The following is a 14,064-nucleotide window of genomic DNA, read 5'->3' on the forward strand; positions in this document are numbered from 1 at the left end:
CCCTGGGGTGGGCGGGGGCTCTCGATGACTCGCGTGGATCGGGCCGGGGTGGGTCAGACGGTGGCGGGCTCGGGCTCGGGGGCGGGGGCCGGGGTGGCGGCCGGGAGGTGGCGCATCAGGCGGTAGGCCAGGAGGGCGGCGCCGAGGGCGAGGACCGCGCCGACCACGGCGGCGACGTGCAGGCCGTCGGTGAAGGCGGTGCGGGCGGTCTCCAGCAGGTCGGTGCCGAGTCGGCCGGGCAGGTGGGCGGCGACGGTGACCGCTCCGCCGAGGGTGTCCTGGGCGGTCCGGGCGGCCTCGCCGTCGAGGCCCGCCGGGAGGGCGCCGTCCAGCCGGTCGCGGTAGACCGCGGCGCCGGCCGCGCCGAGCAGGGCGATGCCGAGCGAGCTGCCGAGTTCGACCGCGGTCTCCGAGGTGGCGGAGGCGGCGCCGGCCTGCTCGGCCGGGGCGGCGGAGACGACCATCTCGGCGGTCATGGTCATGGTGCCGACGGTCCCGGCGGCCAGCACGCCCGCCGCGACGAGGATGAGCGCCAGCGGGGAGTGCGCGCCGACCTGCGTCATCATCGCGAAGCCCGCCGCGCCGACCAGGAAGCCGCCGCCCATCAGCACCGCCGGGCGGACCTTGCCGGCCAGCGCCGAGCTGGTCCCGACCGCCGCGCCGACGCCCACGCTCGGCACCAGCGACCAGAGCGAGGCGGTCAGCGGGCTCATGCCCTTGACCAGCTGCAGGTACTGCGAGGTGAAGAGGGAGAAGCCCATCATCGCGAACATCGCGATGGTGTTGACGCTGATCGCGCCGCTGAACGTGCGGATCCGGAACAGGCTCAGGTCGAGCAGCGGGTTCGCGGCGGTGCGCTGGCGCCACACGAAGGCGGCGGTGAGCAGCAGGCCGGCCGCGACGGCGAGCGCGGGGAGCGGGCTCCAGCCCTCGACGGCGACGGTCTTGATCCCGTAGACGAGCGGCAGGACCGCCGCCAGCGAGAGCGCGGCGCCGAGCAGGTCGAAGCGGCCGGTGCGGGCGGTGGAGCGGTACTCGGGGAGCAGGGCGGGCGCGGTCAGCAGCACCAGGGCCATCACCGGGACGGCGGGCAGGAAGGCCGAGCCCCACCAGTAGTGGTCGAGCAGCAGGCCGCCGGCGACCGGGCCGAGGGTGGCCCCGGCGGTGAGGATGCCGCCCCAGGCGCCGAGGGCGATCTGCCGCTGCTTGGGGTCGTGGAACGTGTTGCGGATCAGCGCGAGGGTCGAGGGCATCACGGTGGCCCCGGCGGCGCCGAGCAGGGCCCGGGCCGCGATCAGCTGGTTCGCGTCGTTCGACCAGGCGGCCAGCAGCGAGGCGCCGATGAAGCCGGCGGCACCGATCATCAGCAGCCGGCGGCGGCCGATCCGGTCGCCCAGCGAGCCCATCGTGATGAGCAGTCCGGCCAGCAGGAACGAGTACATGTCCATGATCCACAGCTGTTGGGTGCCGCTGGGCGCCAGCGTGGTGGAGATGTACGGGACGGCGAAGAAGAGCACGCCCATGTCCATGGCGAGGACGAGGGTCGGGAGCAGGAGGACGGCCAGGCCGATCCATTCGCGGCGGCCTGCGCGGCCGGTGGTTGCGGTCATGGGGAAGACAGTACGGGCGTGTCAGACGCTTGTCTAGTACGTATGTGTAAATCGATCGTGCGAGACGTTCGTGCAAGACATCTGTGCAGTCCCGCCGTAGGATCAAGGGCATGGGAAACCGCGAAGACCTGATGGCCGGCGCCAAGCGCTGCCTGTACGAGAAGGGCTACGGGCGCACCACCGCCCGCGACATCGCCACCGCCTCCGGTGTCAGCCTGGCCGCGATCGGCTACCACTTCGGCTCGAAGGACGCGCTGCTCAACGCGGCGATGATCGACGCCATCGGCGAGATGGGCGCCGCCCTGGGCGCGGTGGTGACCGCCGCCAACCAGGTGTCGGACAATCCGGAGCAGCGCTTCGCCGCCGTCTGGGACGGCCTGCGGGACGTCTTCGTCGAGCACCGCGGGCTCTGGGCGGCCCAGTTCGAGGCGCTCGCGCAGGCCGCGCACGCCCCCGAACTGGCGCAGGCCTTCGCGGGGGCGCAGAAGGAGGGCCGACTGGGGCTCGCCGCGCTGTTCCAGGGGCTGCCGGAGGTGGCGGACAGCGAGGAGCAGCTCGCCCTCGGCGCCTTCTACCAGACCCTGCTGGCCGGGTATGCCGCCCAGTGGCTGGCCGCGCCCGAACTCGCGCCCGGCGGGCAGGACTTCCTACGCGGGCTGCGGCTGGTCAGCGGCAGCGTGCTCAACCCCGGCTGAGCCGCCCTGGCCCGGGGCCCGGGCGGGGCGTCAGGTGGTGACGGCGGTCAGCAGCACCACCGAGTCGACGTGCGCCAGCAGCCCGTGCCGCTCCTGCGGGACGGGCTCCAGCCGACCGGCCGGCAGCTCCAGCAGCCGGCCGGCGATGGTCAGCGAGACCCGGCCGCGCAGCACCTGGACGCTCCCGGCGGTGGGCGGGTTGTGCTCGTCCAGCGTGGTCCCGGCGGTCAGCGCGATCACGGTCTGGCGCAGGACGCCGTCGTGCAGCACCAGGTGGGCGCTGCGCCCGTGCGGGCTCTCGGCCGCCAGCGCGGCGTGCTCCACGGCGAGCTGTTCGAGATCGGGCATCGGGCGTCCTCCTGACCTTTGCTGCCAGGGTCGCGGACGACCCCGGGTCGCGCACCCGGAGGCATCCGAGGTGCAGCCCGCGCCGACAGCGCTCATCGTGGAGGCATGGCGACCAACGAGAATTTCTTCAGCGGGTTCCGGGTCAACCGCTCGCTGCTGGCCGGTGGCGTTGTGCTGACCGGCATCGGTGCCGCGCTCGGCGCGGCCGGGACCGTGATGGTGTGTGCGGCGCTGGCCACGGCCGGCCGCAACTGGGTGCGGAACATGGATGCCCCACCGACCGCGATCGCCCACCGGGCGCTGCACGGCGCGAAGGTGGCGTCCGCCGCGGGCTGGGAGGCCTGGCGTGCCGAGCAGGCCTCGCCCAACTGACCGGGCCCGCAAGGGTACGGCGGGCCGCCGTGGGGGTGCGGCCCGCCGTGGTCTTGAACCCGGCTACAGCCCCATGGACTTGGCGATGATGCTGCGCATGACCTCGCTGGTGCCGCCGTAGATCCGGAACACCCGGTTGTCGGTGTAGAGCCGGGCGATCGGGTACTCCAGGATGTAGCCGTAACCACCGTGCAGCTGCAGGCACTTGTCGATCACGGTGGAGGCCGACTCGGTGCAGAACAGCTTCGCCGCGGCCGCGTCGGCCACGGTCAGCTCGCCGTTCTGGTACAGCTCCAGCGCGCGGTCCACCATCGACTGCTGCGCCATCACCTGCGACTCGCAGTCGGCCAGGGTGAACTTGGTGTTCTGGAACTCGGCCACCGCCTTGCCGAACACCTTGCGGTCCTTGACGTACTGCACCGCGAACCGCACCGCAGCCGCGGCCGCCGCGTACGCCCCGACGGCGATCGCCAGCCGCTCCTGCACCAGGTTGTGGGTCAGGTACGAGAAGGCCTTGCCCTCCTCGCCGAGCAGGTTCTCCACCGGCACCCTGACGTCGCTGAACGCCAGCTCGGCGGTGTCCGAGGTGCGCAGGCCGATCTTCTGCAGCTTGCGGCCGACGCTGTAGCCCGGCGACGTGGTGTCCACACAGAGGATGGACAGGCCGGCCCGGCGGTTCTCCGGGTCGTGCGGGGCGGTGCGGCAGACCACCAGGACGAGGTCGGCCAGCACGCCGCCGGTGATGAAGGTCTTCGCGCCGTTCAGGACGTAGTGGGTGCCGTCCTCGGAGAGCCGCGCGGTGGTGGTGATGCCCGCGAGGTCGGAACCGGCGCCCGGCTCGGTCATCGCGATCGCGGTCATGATGTCGCCGGAGACGAAGCCGGGCAGCCAGCGCCGCTTCTGCTCCTCGTTCGCGTACTCCAGCAGGTACGGCAGCACCAGCCCGGTGTGCACGCCCGAGGAGCCGAAGCTCACGCCCGCCCGGGCGGTCTCCTCGGCGACCACCGCCTGGTACTTGAAGCCGCTCTCGCCCGCGCCGCCGTACTCCTCCGGCACCTCGATGCCGTAGACGCCGAGCGCACCGAGTTGACGGTAGAAGTCGCGCGGCGGGTGGCCTTCGGCCTCCCAGCTCTCGTAGACCGGCACGACCTCGTTGGCGATGAAGTCCCGGATGGTCTCCCGGAAGGCCTCGTGGTCCTCGTTGAACACGGTGCGGCGCACGGCGGCGCTCCCTTCGACGGTGCCGGCCGGAGCGGCCGACGGGGCGGAACGTGCCAGGTGATGGCCCCACAAGTTAATCCCGGGTAGCTTGGACTGTCCAGAGTCGGCAGGCGGGCGAGTCACGGTCGGCGGGGGTGTCAAGTGAATCCTTGCTAGCCTCTTGGCGGATCCGGCCAGCGGTATCCGGTCAGCGGTGTCCGGCAGGACAGTGGGGAGGCTCGCCATGGTGGTCCGACGGCCGCCCGGGCGGCGTGCCCAGATCCTCGCCGTGGCCGCCGACCGCTTCCACCGCAACGGCTACCACCAGGTCTCGATGACCGAGGTCGCCGCCGGGGTCGGCATCACCGCCCCCGCGCTCTACCGGCACTTCCGCGGCAAGCCCGAACTGCTCGACCGCGCCGTCCGGCTGGGCCTGGACGCCCTCGCCGACGGCCTGCGCGCGGCCCGTACCACCGAGGAGGTCGGCGCCGCGCTGACCGCCGTCGCGGTCGGCCACCGCTCGCTCGGCACCCTGGTGCAGCGCGACGCCCGGCTGCTGCCGCCGGCCCGGCGGGCCGCGCTGCGCCGCGAACTGCGCGCGGACGTCGCCCTGATGACCGCCGTGCTGCGCGCCGAGCGCCCGGAACTCCCCGCCGCGGACGCCGAGTTGCTCTGCTGGTCGGCGCTCTCTGCCTGCGCCGGGCTCTCCTACCAGTCGGCCGCGCCGCAGCCCCGCCGCGCCGAGGCGCTGCTGCGCGAGCTGGTGGCGGCCGTCCTCGCGGTCCCGCTGGACGGCACGGCCGCCGGTCCCGCGGCGCCCGGACCGGCGCCGGACGCCAGGCCGCAGGCGCGCCGGGAGGAACTGCTCGCGGCAGCCGTCCGGCTGTTCCACCAGCGCGGCTTCGACAACGTCAGCACCGACCAGCTCGGCGCCGCCGTCGGCATCTCCGGCCCCAGCGTGTACCGGCACTTCGACAGCAAGGCCCACCTGCTCGCCGCCTCGCTGGTGCGCAGCCGCGAGCGGCTCTGGCACGAGGTGGACGGCGCGATCGCGGCCGCCGACGGGCCCGGGGCGGCGCTCGAGGCCGGGCTGGGCGCGTACGTCGGCTTCGCGCTGCGCAACGGCGACTACCTCGGCGCGATGCTCAGCGAGACGGAGCGGCTGGCCCCGCCCGACCGCCGGGCCGCGGTGGACTTCCGGCGGGACTTCCTGCGCACCTGGGTCGGCCTGCTGCGGCAGGTGCGTCCGGAGTACGACGCGGCGACCGCCCGGATCCGGGTGCACGCGCTGTTCGCGCTGGTCAACGACGGGGTGCGGAACCGCCCGCACAGCCACAGGGCGGACCTCGCGGACTGCCTGCTGCGGCTCGGCCGGGCCGTGCTGGGCGTCGCCTGAGGAGCTCCCGTCGGTTCCCTCCTGACACGGCGCGGGCAACTCCACCGAACGAACGGCAATTCCTCCGATGGTGGAGGGCCGGTCAATTCCGAGTTGTCGCACTGGTGCACCGGGGGGCCGGACCGGTGCCCGGGGTGAGCAGGCCGGCGCCATCGGACCGGCGGTCCTTCCGGCCGCCCGGGCGGCGGCTGGTCGGCGGCGTGCTGTGGGGCGGCGGGGTCACCGTGCTCGGCTACTTCCGGGGGCGGATCCCGTTCCTCCGGGACAACATCGAGGCCATCCTGGTCGGCATCGTGCTGGTCTCGGTGATCCCGGTGGCGATCGAACTGCGGCGGGCCCGCCGGTCCGGCGCGGCCGCCGACGTCCGCCACCGCGCCGGGAAGGCGCCCACCGCCCAGGCCGCGGGACGTCGCGTACATGTGCGTCCGGCTGTTCGATCAGGCAAGGTGTAACCCGAGATCGAGCGGTGGCCGGCGGCCACCAGGGGTGGCGAGGAGCGGAAGTGCCTAAGCGGGGCCGACCGAGTGCGGGCAAGCGGGCGAGGGGAGGCCGGGCGGTCCGTCAGACGCGGCAGGCACCCCCGAAGCCGGTGCACCCCGCCGAGGCCCCGCCCACCGAGGGCCTGCTCGGCCACCCCGCCCCGCCCGTCGAGCCCACCATCGTGGTCCCGCTCGCGCCGCCGGTCCCGGAGACCAAGGGCCTGCTGGCGCCCGAGCCGCTCCCCGGGCCAGAGCCGACGCCCGGACCCGAGCCGACGCCTGAGCCGCACCCCGAGCTCACCATCGAGGTGCGCCCCCGGGACGCCAGCCCCCGGGACACGGCCCCCGGGAGCGTCCGCCCGGCCCGCCGCCGCTCGGTCGCCGAGGACACCCTCACCCCCGAGGAGTGGCGGGCGGCCGGCTACACCCCGCCCACCGGCATCCCGATCCCCGACCTGACCGCCGGCGCCCCCGGTGAGGCACCCTGGCCGGACCGGATGCGCACGCTGCTGCGCACCCCGATGTCCGAGCGCCCGGCCTTCGAGCGGACCGCCCGCGAGATGCACCCCTCCGCCGGTGCCGCCCGCAACGTCCCGCGCATCCTCGACCTGACCCTGCGCATCGGCGAGCTGCTGCTGGCCAGCGGCGAGGCCGCCGAGGACGTCGAGGCGGCGATGCTGGGCATCGCGCACGCCTACCGGCTGGACCACTGCGAGCCCCAGGTGACCTTCACACTGATCGGCATCTCGCACCAGCCCTCGCTGGTCGAGCCGCCGGTCACCGCCGACCGCGTGGTGCGGCGCCGCACCTCCGACTACACCCGGCTGAACGCGGTGTACGAGCTGGTCGCGGACATCACCGCGGAGAAGGTGACGATCAACGACGCCTACCGCCGGCTCGCCCTGATCCGCCGTAACCGGCACCCGTACCCGGCCTGGCTGCTCGCCCTGACCACCGGTCTGCTGGCCGGCGCGGCGACCTTCCTGGTCGGCGGACGGATCGACGACAAGGCCTGGCTGGTCTTCGCCAGCGCCTTCATCGCGGCCGTCCTCGGCGACCGGCTGGCCTCCGCGCTGGCCCGGCGCCGGCTGCCGGAGTTCTACCAGTTCGTGGCGGCGGCGATGCCGGCCGCCGCCTCCGGGATCATCCTGTCCTTCAACGACTGGGGCCTGCGCGGCTCGGTCGTGATCACCGGCGGTCTGTTCGCCCTCTTGCCCGGGCGCGCGCTGGTGGCCGCCGTCCAGGACGGCCTGACCGGCTTCTACATCACCGCCGCGGCCCGACTGCTGGAAGTGATCTACCTGGTCGCGGGCATCGTGATAGGCGTCATGGTGATCCTCTACCTCGGCGTCGGCTACGAGGCGAAGCTGCGGCCGGACGAGAGCCTGGTCGGGGTCAGCTCCCCGCCGGTCCAGATGGTCGCCGCGATGCTGCTGACCCTGGCCTTCGCGATGCTGCTGCAGACCGACCGGCGCACGCTCGCCCTGGTCACGGCCAACAGCGGCATCGGCTGGGCCAGCTACGGCGCGCTGGTCTACAACGCGGGCGTCAACCCGATCGCGGCGACGGGCGTGGCGGCAGGCCTGGTCGGCCTGTTCGGTCAGCTGATGGCGCGCTACCGCAACGGCTCGGCACTGCCGTACGTGACCGCCGCGATCGGCCCGCTGATGCCGGGTTCGGCGCTCTACCTCGGCATGCTCGCCTTCGCCCAGGGGCACTCCAGCGCCGGGCTGGTGTCGGTCTTCCGGGCGGCGGCGATCGCGATGGCGCTGGCGGTCGGGGTGAACCTCGGCGGGGAGATCGCCCGGCTCTTCCTGAAGCTGCCGGTCGGCGCCGAGCTCCCGTCGCTCTACCCGGCGGTGCCGCGCCGGGCGGCCAAGCGCACCCGGGGGTTCTGACCGCGCGTTGACCCGTGTCGGAGCCCCGTCGGCTCCCGGGCCATGTCGGGGCAGGCAGGACGCAGGACCAGGAACGAAGGTAAGACCCATGACCACACTGCTGGACGGCTACCGCGAGCACATCGTCAACGCGCACAAGCAACCGCTGTTCCTGCTGCTGGTCGGCTTCATCACCTCCTTCGTCTTCATCCGGTTCAGCGTCCGGATGATCCGCGCCCAGGTGCGCTGGTGGCCCGGCAACGTGACCCCCGGCGGCCTGCACATCCACCACATGGTGTTCGGCCTGGGCTTCCTGCTGCTCGGCGGCATCGGGGTGTTCGCCACCTACGGCGGGCACCCGTGGATCGACTGGTTCGGGCTGCTCTTCGGGATCGGCTGCGGCCTGGTGCTGGACGAGTTCGCGCTGATCCTGCACCTGGACGACGTGTACTGGAGCGAGCAGGGCCGCAAGTCGGTGGACGCGGTGATCTTCGGGATCCTCTTCACCGCCCTGCTGCTGGTCGGGTACGTGCCGCTCGGCGTGGTGCCCGGCGAGGAGACCAGGTGGGGCCTGGTCACGGTGATCTCGGTGAACGCGCTGGCCTCGGTGATCACCCTGCTGAAGGGCAAGGTGTGGACCGGCCTGCTCGGGATCATGGTCCCCGGCCTGTCCTGGATCGGCGCGATCCGGCTGGCCCGCTCGAGCAGCCCCTGGGCGCGCTGGCTGTACAGCACGCGCCCCCGGCGCCGGGCGCGTGCGCTGCGGCGCGAGCGCCTGCTGCACCGGCGCGCCGACCGGGCCCGCACCTGGTTCTTCGACCTGATCGCCGGCGCCCCCGACAAAGTGCCCGCCAACCACCCCGCCGCCCACCGGGTGGCCGAGCGGATGGCCGCCCGGGCCACCGCCCACCTCGACGCGCACGCCGCCCGGGCGCTGGCCCGCCGCCGGGCCCGGCTGGCCGACCGCCGCTCGGCGGCCGCCGTCGGGGAGGCGAAGCCCCCGACCGGCGACGGCCCGGCGTACGGGGCCGCCGCCGGCCCGGGCCGCTCCCACCGGGCGCAGCAGCGTCGCCGCACGGTCCGGGCCGGGCGCAGCCGGACCTACGCCGTCGGCCCGACCGGGCTGGAGCGCCTCCCGGAGCGACACCCCCGGCTGCGGACGCACACCCGCCGGATCCGCCGGTAGTTCGTGTGCCTTGTGCGTCCGGGCGGAGTTGAGTCCCGATCGGATCATCCGATGGTCACTCGACCGGCGGAGCGCTCTTCGGGCGTGAAGCCCGTCCGAATTGAGAACATGGGAGTCATATGACCGTTCTGTCATGTGATGGGATGATTCGTCGGATTCCCTGCCGCCCGGCCGCCGTCTGCCCGTGTGCCGCGTGCCCTCCGCCGCCGTCCCCTCCGGACCCGTGAGAAGGGATGTCCCGTGGCGCGCAGGCTCCTGCCGACCCTCCTGCTGTCGCTCACCGCCCTGTTCGGGCTGCTCCCCGCGGCCCAGACGGCCCGGGCCGCCGGCGATCCGGTCCCCGGCGGACCGGCGGCCGGTCAGGCCCGGGGCGAGGAACCGTACCCGAGCACCGAGGAGATCGACCGCGCCCGTGCCGAGGCCGAGGACAAGGCCTCCGCGGTCGCCGCCCTGGAGGCCGCGCTCACCGCCGCCCGGGCCGAGCTGGACCGGGCCGGGCGCGGTGCCGAACAGGCCGTCGAGGCCTACAACGGTGCCCAGCTCGCCCTCACCAGGGCCCGCGCCGAGGAGGGCGCCGCCGCGCAGCGGGCCGCCGAGGCCGAGGCCGAGCGGTCGGCGGCCGCCGAGGACGCGGCCCGGTTCGCCGCCGAGACGTACCGTCAGGGCGCGGGCGCCGAACTGTCCGCGCTCAACGCGCTGCTCGGCGCCCACGGCCCGCGCGAGGCGGCCGACCGCGCCGCCGCGGTCGGCCAGGTCAGCGGGCGCGCCCGGCAGATCCTGGACGCCGCCACCGCCACGGCCGCCGCCGCCCGGAGCGCCTCCGCCGCCGCCCGTGCCGCCACCGAGGCCGCCGGGAAGGCCGCCGTCGAGGTCGGCGCGGCCAGGGCGCGGGCGGAGCGGCGGCTGGCCGCGCAGCAGGACGAGGTCGCGGCCGCCGGCCGGCGCCGCGAGCAGCTGCTCACCGAGCTGGCCGCCGCCCGGAACACCACCGTCGGGCTGGAGCGCCTGCGCCGCGAGGCGTTGGAGGCGATCGCCGCCCGCGAGGCCGAGGCGGCGGCCCGGGCCGCCGCCGAGCAGGCCGCCCGGGAGGCCGAGGCCGCCGAAGCCGCGGCAGCCGCCGCCAGGGCCGACGCCGCGCCGCCGTCGGCCCGCCCGTGGTCCGCCGAGGGCGCGGCCGCCGCCGTCGCCTTCGCCAAGTCCAAGATCGGCCTGCCCTACGTCTGGGGCGGCGAGGGCCCGGACGGCTACGACTGCTCGGGGCTGACCATGATGGCCTGGCGCGAGGGAGGCCGGCAGCTCAACCACTTCGCCGCCGACCAGTACGCCCAGAGCAGCCGGATCGGCTACCACCAACTGCGCCCGGGGGACCTGGTGTTCTGGACGGAGACCGGTCGCGCCGCCGACATCCACCACGTCGGGCTCTACATCGGCGACGACCAGATGATCGAGGCCCCGCGCGCGGGCATGCCGATCAAGCAGGCCAGCCTCTGGATCATGGGGACCCCGGACTTCTACGCCCGGCCCTGAGTCCCGAGCAGGGCGCCCAGCTCCTCCCTGCGGGCGCGCAGCCCGGTACCGGTCCAGACCCAGGCGGCGCAGAGCGGGAGCGTCAGGACGGCGACCGCGACCGCCCCGCCGATCCGGCCGATCACCTGGGAGTCGCAGACCTCCTGGAGGTGGAAGCCGAGCGGCTCGTAGAAGGCGGGCGAGCCGCAGTCCCCGCCGACCGGGGAGAGGACCAGCCAGGCCGCCCAGATCCAGCCGAGCACGGTCAGCGTGCCCAGGGCCTTCACGGTGTTGCTCCGCCCCTCGTACTCCTTCAGCCTGCGGAGGTATTCGTCATCCATGGCTCCCCCGGGGAGATCGTCCGTACCTGAACCGGCACGAGGATGGCAGGACCGGCCACCTGGGCGCCACTGTCGGTGCCCGGCGCTAGCGTGGCCGTTCGGGCCCGGGCCGTCCGGGTCCGGGCCGCGCGGGCTCGGGTCCGTTCGGTCGCCCGGTCGTGCCGAGGAGGCGTCATGAGGCTGCGGGATGTGCGGGCGGGGGATGTCGAGGCGTATCGCCGGATGCGCTGCGACCCGGTGATGATGGCCGAGTTGGGCGGTCCGCTGCCCCGGGAGAAGGTGGAGGAGCGGCTGCGCAAGGACGTCGTGGAGGCGGCGGCGGACCGCTGCTGGATCAGGATGATCGTCCCGGACGGCACCGAGGACGGCGAGGTCGCCGGCACGGTCAACCTCTGGTCGGCCGAGGAGGACGGCGAGGCGGTCTCCGAGATCGGCTGGATGGTGCTGCCCGAGTACCAGGGGCTGGGCCTCGCCAAGGCGGCCGTCCGCCTGGTGCTGGACGACGCCGCCGCGGACGGCCGCTGGGGCGAGGTGCACGCCAACCCGGCGACGACCAACGGCCCGTCCAACGGGATCTGCCGGGCACTCGGCTTCCGCCTGCTCGGCGAGCGGGACGTGGACTTCGCGGACCGGAGCCTGCACACCAACCACTGGGTGGTGGTGCCGGGCGAGCACATCGGGTCGGGCACGGAATAAATCAGGTGCCGCCGCCAGGGGGCCGCCGTACCGTGGCCCCATGGGCAACAGTAGCGATCACACGTCCGTCGACACCGTGAACGGGCTCGTAGTGCGGGCGGTCTCCGAGGACGAGGTGGCGGCCTGGGACCGCGCCCTGGCCCTCGGCTTCCTGCGCCCGCACGTGGGCGCCGCGGAGGACGTGCGCCGCCGGCAGTGGGAGTCCGGCCGGATGCTGGCCGGCTTCGACGGCGACCGCCAGATCGCCACCTTCCGCAGCTACGACGCCGAACTGACCGTCCCCGGCGGGGCCGTCATCACGGCCGACGCCATCACCAATGTCACGGTCGGCGCCACCCACCGCCGCCGGGGCGTGCTCAGCACGATGATGCGCCAGGACCTCGCGGCCGCCGTCGAGCGCGGTACGGCGGTCGCCATCCTGATCGCCGCCGAGTACAACATCTACGGCCGGTTCGGCTTCGGCCCGGCCACCCGGGGCGCCGGCTGGCGCGTCGACCTGCGTCGCACCCGGGGTCTGCGCGAGGGCCTGCCGGGCGTGCCCGGCGGCCGGATCGACTTCGTGACGATGGCCGAGGTGCGCGAGCTCGGGCCCGCCCTGCACGAGCGCTGGCGGCGGACCCAGCCGGGCGCGATCGACCGCGACGAGCTGTGGTGGCAGCGCACCACCGGCGAGGTCCAGATGCCGGGCTCCGACTTCAAGGAGCCCTTCGCGGCCGTCCACCGCGACGCCGACGGCACGGTCACCGGTCTGGTGGTCTACCGCGTCGACGACAAGTGGGACGGCAACTACCCCGACTGCACGCTCACCGTCGAGGAGTTCACCGCCCTCGACCTGCCCACCACGGTCGAGCTCTGGCGCTTCCTGCTGTCCGTCGACTGGGTGGCGAGGATCGCGGTGGGCAACGCCTCCCCGGACGACCCGCTGCCGCTGCTGCTGCAGGAGCCCCGTGCGGCCACGCCGCACGAGGAGAGCTCCGACTTCATGTGGCTGCGGGTGCTGGACGTCGAGGCGGCGTTCGGCGCTCGGACGTACGGCGCCCCCGGCCGGGTGGTGCTGGAGGTCGACGACAAGCTCGGCTTCGCGTCCGGCCGTTGGGCGCTCGAGGTCGCCGCGGACGGCACCGGCCGCTGCGTCCGCACCACGGACGACGCCGACCTCGCCCTCGGGGCCTCGGAGTTGGGCTCGCTCTACCTCGGCGGGGAGACGGTCCCGAGGCTGGCCGCGGCCGGACTGGTCACCGAGCTGCGCCCGGGTGCGGCCGCCGCCGCGGACCTGCTGCTGCGCACCCCGCTGCAGGCCTGGAACCCGGACATGTTCTGAACCGGCCGGATCCGCGGGGATCCGTACGGACGTGCCGGAGGCCGGCCCCCGCGGTGGGGCCGGCCTCCGGCACGTCCGAATCGCTTCCGCCGGGCGCTACTTGACCGCCGTCTTGCCGATGGTCGGCAGGATGAAGTCCTGGATCAGGCCCTTGGCGTCGCGGACGATCGGGCGGAAGACCCGGTAACGCGAGAGGTTGATCACCCGCGCCGCCATCGGGGTCGACCGTCGGACGAACTCCCGGGTGCGTTCGGTGTCCTCGGTCCGGTCGAAGACCCAGTAGAGGACGACGACCATGAGGTTCAGCCAGAGCACGTCCGGCAGCAGCTCGACCAGTTCGGCGTCCAGCTTGGGCGCCAGCTCGGAGCCCTGCAGGACCTCGCGGAACAGCTCGACCGCCGTCGCCCGGGCCGGGTGGGACTCGTTGGAGAACGGGCTCAGCGAACTGGTGGGGTCGGCGGCCGTCCGGAAGAACTGCGCGGCGAACTCGTGGTACGGCGCGGCCGTGTCCAGCCAGGAGTTCAGCGCGATCTCCAGCCGCTCGGAGAAGTCCCGGGTGTGGGCCATGCGGCGCCTGGCGTCGGCCGCGTGGTCGTAGGTCATCCGGTCGTAGAACCCCTGGATCAGGAATTCCTTCGCCGAGAAGTAGTAGTAGGCGTTGCCCACCGAGACGCCCGCCTCGGTGGCGATCGCGCGCATGGTGGTCTTCTCGTAGCCCCGTTCCTGGAACAGCCGCATGGCCGTCTCCAGGATCAGCGCCCGGGTCGCCTCACTCTTGTCGGTCTTCGGCTGTGCACGGCCGCCGGGCAGGGGCCCGGCCTCCGCGCCGGGTGCGGCCGGATCCTCGGCCGTACCGTGCTCGCCGTCCGTTCGGTTCGTCGCTGCAAGGTCGTCCACGGGAATGAGCCTAGCCGGAGACGAGGTTCCACCCGGTGTCGGTGTTCGTGGCACCGGCTGCCCCCTCCGCACCCGGTGCCACGAACCGCACCCCCCGTGATTCGAACACGTTCAAAATCCCGGCAGAACTGTAGACGTTT

The 14,064-nt window shown here is 73.9% G+C and carries 14 protein-coding genes; 9 read left to right on the forward strand and 5 right to left on the reverse strand.

The features are described 5' to 3' along the window. Positions 1-53: 53 nt before the first annotated feature. On the reverse strand, positions 54-1,610 hold the full coding sequence (locus ACZ3TI_RS00435; RefSeq protein ID WP_465721761.1) for an MFS transporter: 1,557 nt from the start codon (positions 1,608-1,610) through the stop codon (positions 54-56). 110 nt (positions 1,611-1,720) lie between these two features. On the opposite strand from ACZ3TI_RS00435, the gene ACZ3TI_RS00440 reads away from it, so the two are divergent. Beyond that, entirely contained in the window at positions 1,721-2,305 is a 585-nt protein-coding gene (locus tag ACZ3TI_RS00440; protein ID WP_465721763.1) for a TetR/AcrR family transcriptional regulator, read from the forward strand. A 30-nt stretch (positions 2,306-2,335) separates the two neighbouring features. Here the strand turns inward: ACZ3TI_RS00440 and ACZ3TI_RS00445 are convergent, their stop codons facing one another. Next, positions 2,336-2,653, reverse strand: a complete 318-nt coding sequence (locus tag ACZ3TI_RS00445) for a cupin domain-containing protein (protein ID WP_465721765.1) — start codon at positions 2,651-2,653, stop codon at positions 2,336-2,338. 105 nt (positions 2,654-2,758) lie between these two features. On the opposite strand from ACZ3TI_RS00445, the gene ACZ3TI_RS00450 reads away from it, so the two are divergent. Continuing rightward, positions 2,759-3,025, forward strand: a complete 267-nt coding sequence (locus tag ACZ3TI_RS00450; RefSeq protein ID WP_465721767.1) for a hypothetical protein — start codon at positions 2,759-2,761, stop codon at positions 3,023-3,025. A 63-nt stretch (positions 3,026-3,088) separates the two neighbouring features. Here the strand turns inward: ACZ3TI_RS00450 and ACZ3TI_RS00455 are convergent, their stop codons facing one another. After that, positions 3,089-4,246, reverse strand: coding sequence for an acyl-CoA dehydrogenase family protein (locus ACZ3TI_RS00455; RefSeq protein WP_465721769.1), 1,158 nt, complete (start codon positions 4,244-4,246; stop codon positions 3,089-3,091). Positions 4,247-4,469: 223 nt separating this feature from the next. Between ACZ3TI_RS00455 and ACZ3TI_RS00460 the strand changes: the two genes are divergently transcribed. The 5 genes from ACZ3TI_RS00460 (at position 4,470) to ACZ3TI_RS00480 (ending at position 10,690) form a co-directional block, all read left to right on the forward strand. Beyond that, positions 4,470-5,621, forward strand: coding sequence for a TetR/AcrR family transcriptional regulator (locus ACZ3TI_RS00460; protein ID WP_465721771.1), 1,152 nt, complete (start codon positions 4,470-4,472; stop codon positions 5,619-5,621). A gap of 134 nt (positions 5,622-5,755) precedes the next feature. Next, positions 5,756-6,073: a hypothetical protein gene (locus tag ACZ3TI_RS00465; protein WP_465721773.1), complete on the forward strand. Its 318-nt coding sequence runs from the start codon at positions 5,756-5,758 to the stop codon at positions 6,071-6,073. 137 nt (positions 6,074-6,210) lie between these two features. After that, positions 6,211-7,998, forward strand: a complete 1,788-nt coding sequence (locus tag ACZ3TI_RS00470) for a threonine/serine exporter family protein (protein WP_465721775.1) — start codon at positions 6,211-6,213, stop codon at positions 7,996-7,998. 88 nt (positions 7,999-8,086) lie between these two features. After that, entirely contained in the window at positions 8,087-9,163 is a 1,077-nt protein-coding gene (locus ACZ3TI_RS00475) for a hypothetical protein (protein WP_465721777.1), read from the forward strand. Between the two features lie 240 nt (positions 9,164-9,403). Continuing rightward, positions 9,404-10,690: a C40 family peptidase gene (locus tag ACZ3TI_RS00480; RefSeq protein WP_465721779.1), complete on the forward strand. Its 1,287-nt coding sequence runs from the start codon at positions 9,404-9,406 to the stop codon at positions 10,688-10,690. On the opposite strand, the gene ACZ3TI_RS00485 is transcribed toward ACZ3TI_RS00480, so the two are convergent. Next, positions 10,675-11,010, reverse strand: coding sequence for a hypothetical protein (locus ACZ3TI_RS00485; RefSeq protein WP_465721781.1), 336 nt, complete (start codon positions 11,008-11,010; stop codon positions 10,675-10,677). The genes ACZ3TI_RS00480 and ACZ3TI_RS00485 overlap by 16 nt on opposite strands. Before the next feature lie 174 nt (positions 11,011-11,184). Here ACZ3TI_RS00485 and ACZ3TI_RS00490 point away from each other — a divergent pair, with 174 nt between their 5' ends. Then, positions 11,185-11,706 (forward strand): GNAT family N-acetyltransferase, encoded by a 522-nt coding sequence (locus tag ACZ3TI_RS00490; protein WP_465721783.1) that lies wholly within the window; start codon positions 11,185-11,187, stop codon positions 11,704-11,706. Positions 11,707-11,746: 40 nt separating this feature from the next. Further along, on the forward strand, positions 11,747-13,027 hold the full coding sequence (locus tag ACZ3TI_RS00495) for a GNAT family N-acetyltransferase (RefSeq protein WP_465721784.1): 1,281 nt from the start codon (positions 11,747-11,749) through the stop codon (positions 13,025-13,027). A 96-nt stretch (positions 13,028-13,123) separates the two neighbouring features. On the opposite strand, the gene ACZ3TI_RS00500 is transcribed toward ACZ3TI_RS00495, so the two are convergent. Next, the gene (locus tag ACZ3TI_RS00500; RefSeq protein ID WP_465721787.1) at positions 13,124-13,924 is read right to left on the reverse strand and encodes a TetR/AcrR family transcriptional regulator; all 801 of its coding nucleotides are present in this window, start codon (positions 13,922-13,924) and stop codon (positions 13,124-13,126) included. Positions 13,925-14,064 lie beyond the last annotated feature (140 nt).

The sequence above is a fragment of the Kitasatospora sp. NPDC023120 genome, assembly GCF_055560835.1.

Bases quoted from the DNA above. Each gene is read 5' to 3' on its own strand.
- ACZ3TI_RS00490 (WP_465721783.1), top strand. From the start codon at position 11,185: ATGAGGCTGCGGGATGTGCGGGCGGGGGATGTCGAGGCGTATCGCCGG.
- ACZ3TI_RS00495 (WP_465721784.1), top strand. From the start codon at position 11,747: ATGGGCAACAGTAGCGATCACACGTCCGTCGACACCGTGAACGGGCTC.
- ACZ3TI_RS00485 (WP_465721781.1), bottom strand. From the start codon at position 11,010: ATGGATGACGAATACCTCCGCAGGCTGAAGGAGTACGAGGGGCGGAGC.
- ACZ3TI_RS00475 (WP_465721777.1), top strand. From the start codon at position 8,087: ATGACCACACTGCTGGACGGCTACCGCGAGCACATCGTCAACGCGCAC.
- ACZ3TI_RS00460 (WP_465721771.1), top strand. From the start codon at position 4,470: ATGGTGGTCCGACGGCCGCCCGGGCGGCGTGCCCAGATCCTCGCCGTG.
- ACZ3TI_RS00440 (WP_465721763.1), top strand. From the start codon at position 1,721: ATGGGAAACCGCGAAGACCTGATGGCCGGCGCCAAGCGCTGCCTGTAC.
- ACZ3TI_RS00435 (WP_465721761.1), bottom strand. From the start codon at position 1,610: ATGACCGCAACCACCGGCCGCGCAGGCCGCCGCGAATGGATCGGCCTG.
- ACZ3TI_RS00445 (WP_465721765.1), bottom strand. From the start codon at position 2,653: ATGCCCGATCTCGAACAGCTCGCCGTGGAGCACGCCGCGCTGGCGGCC.
- ACZ3TI_RS00450 (WP_465721767.1), top strand. From the start codon at position 2,759: ATGGCGACCAACGAGAATTTCTTCAGCGGGTTCCGGGTCAACCGCTCG.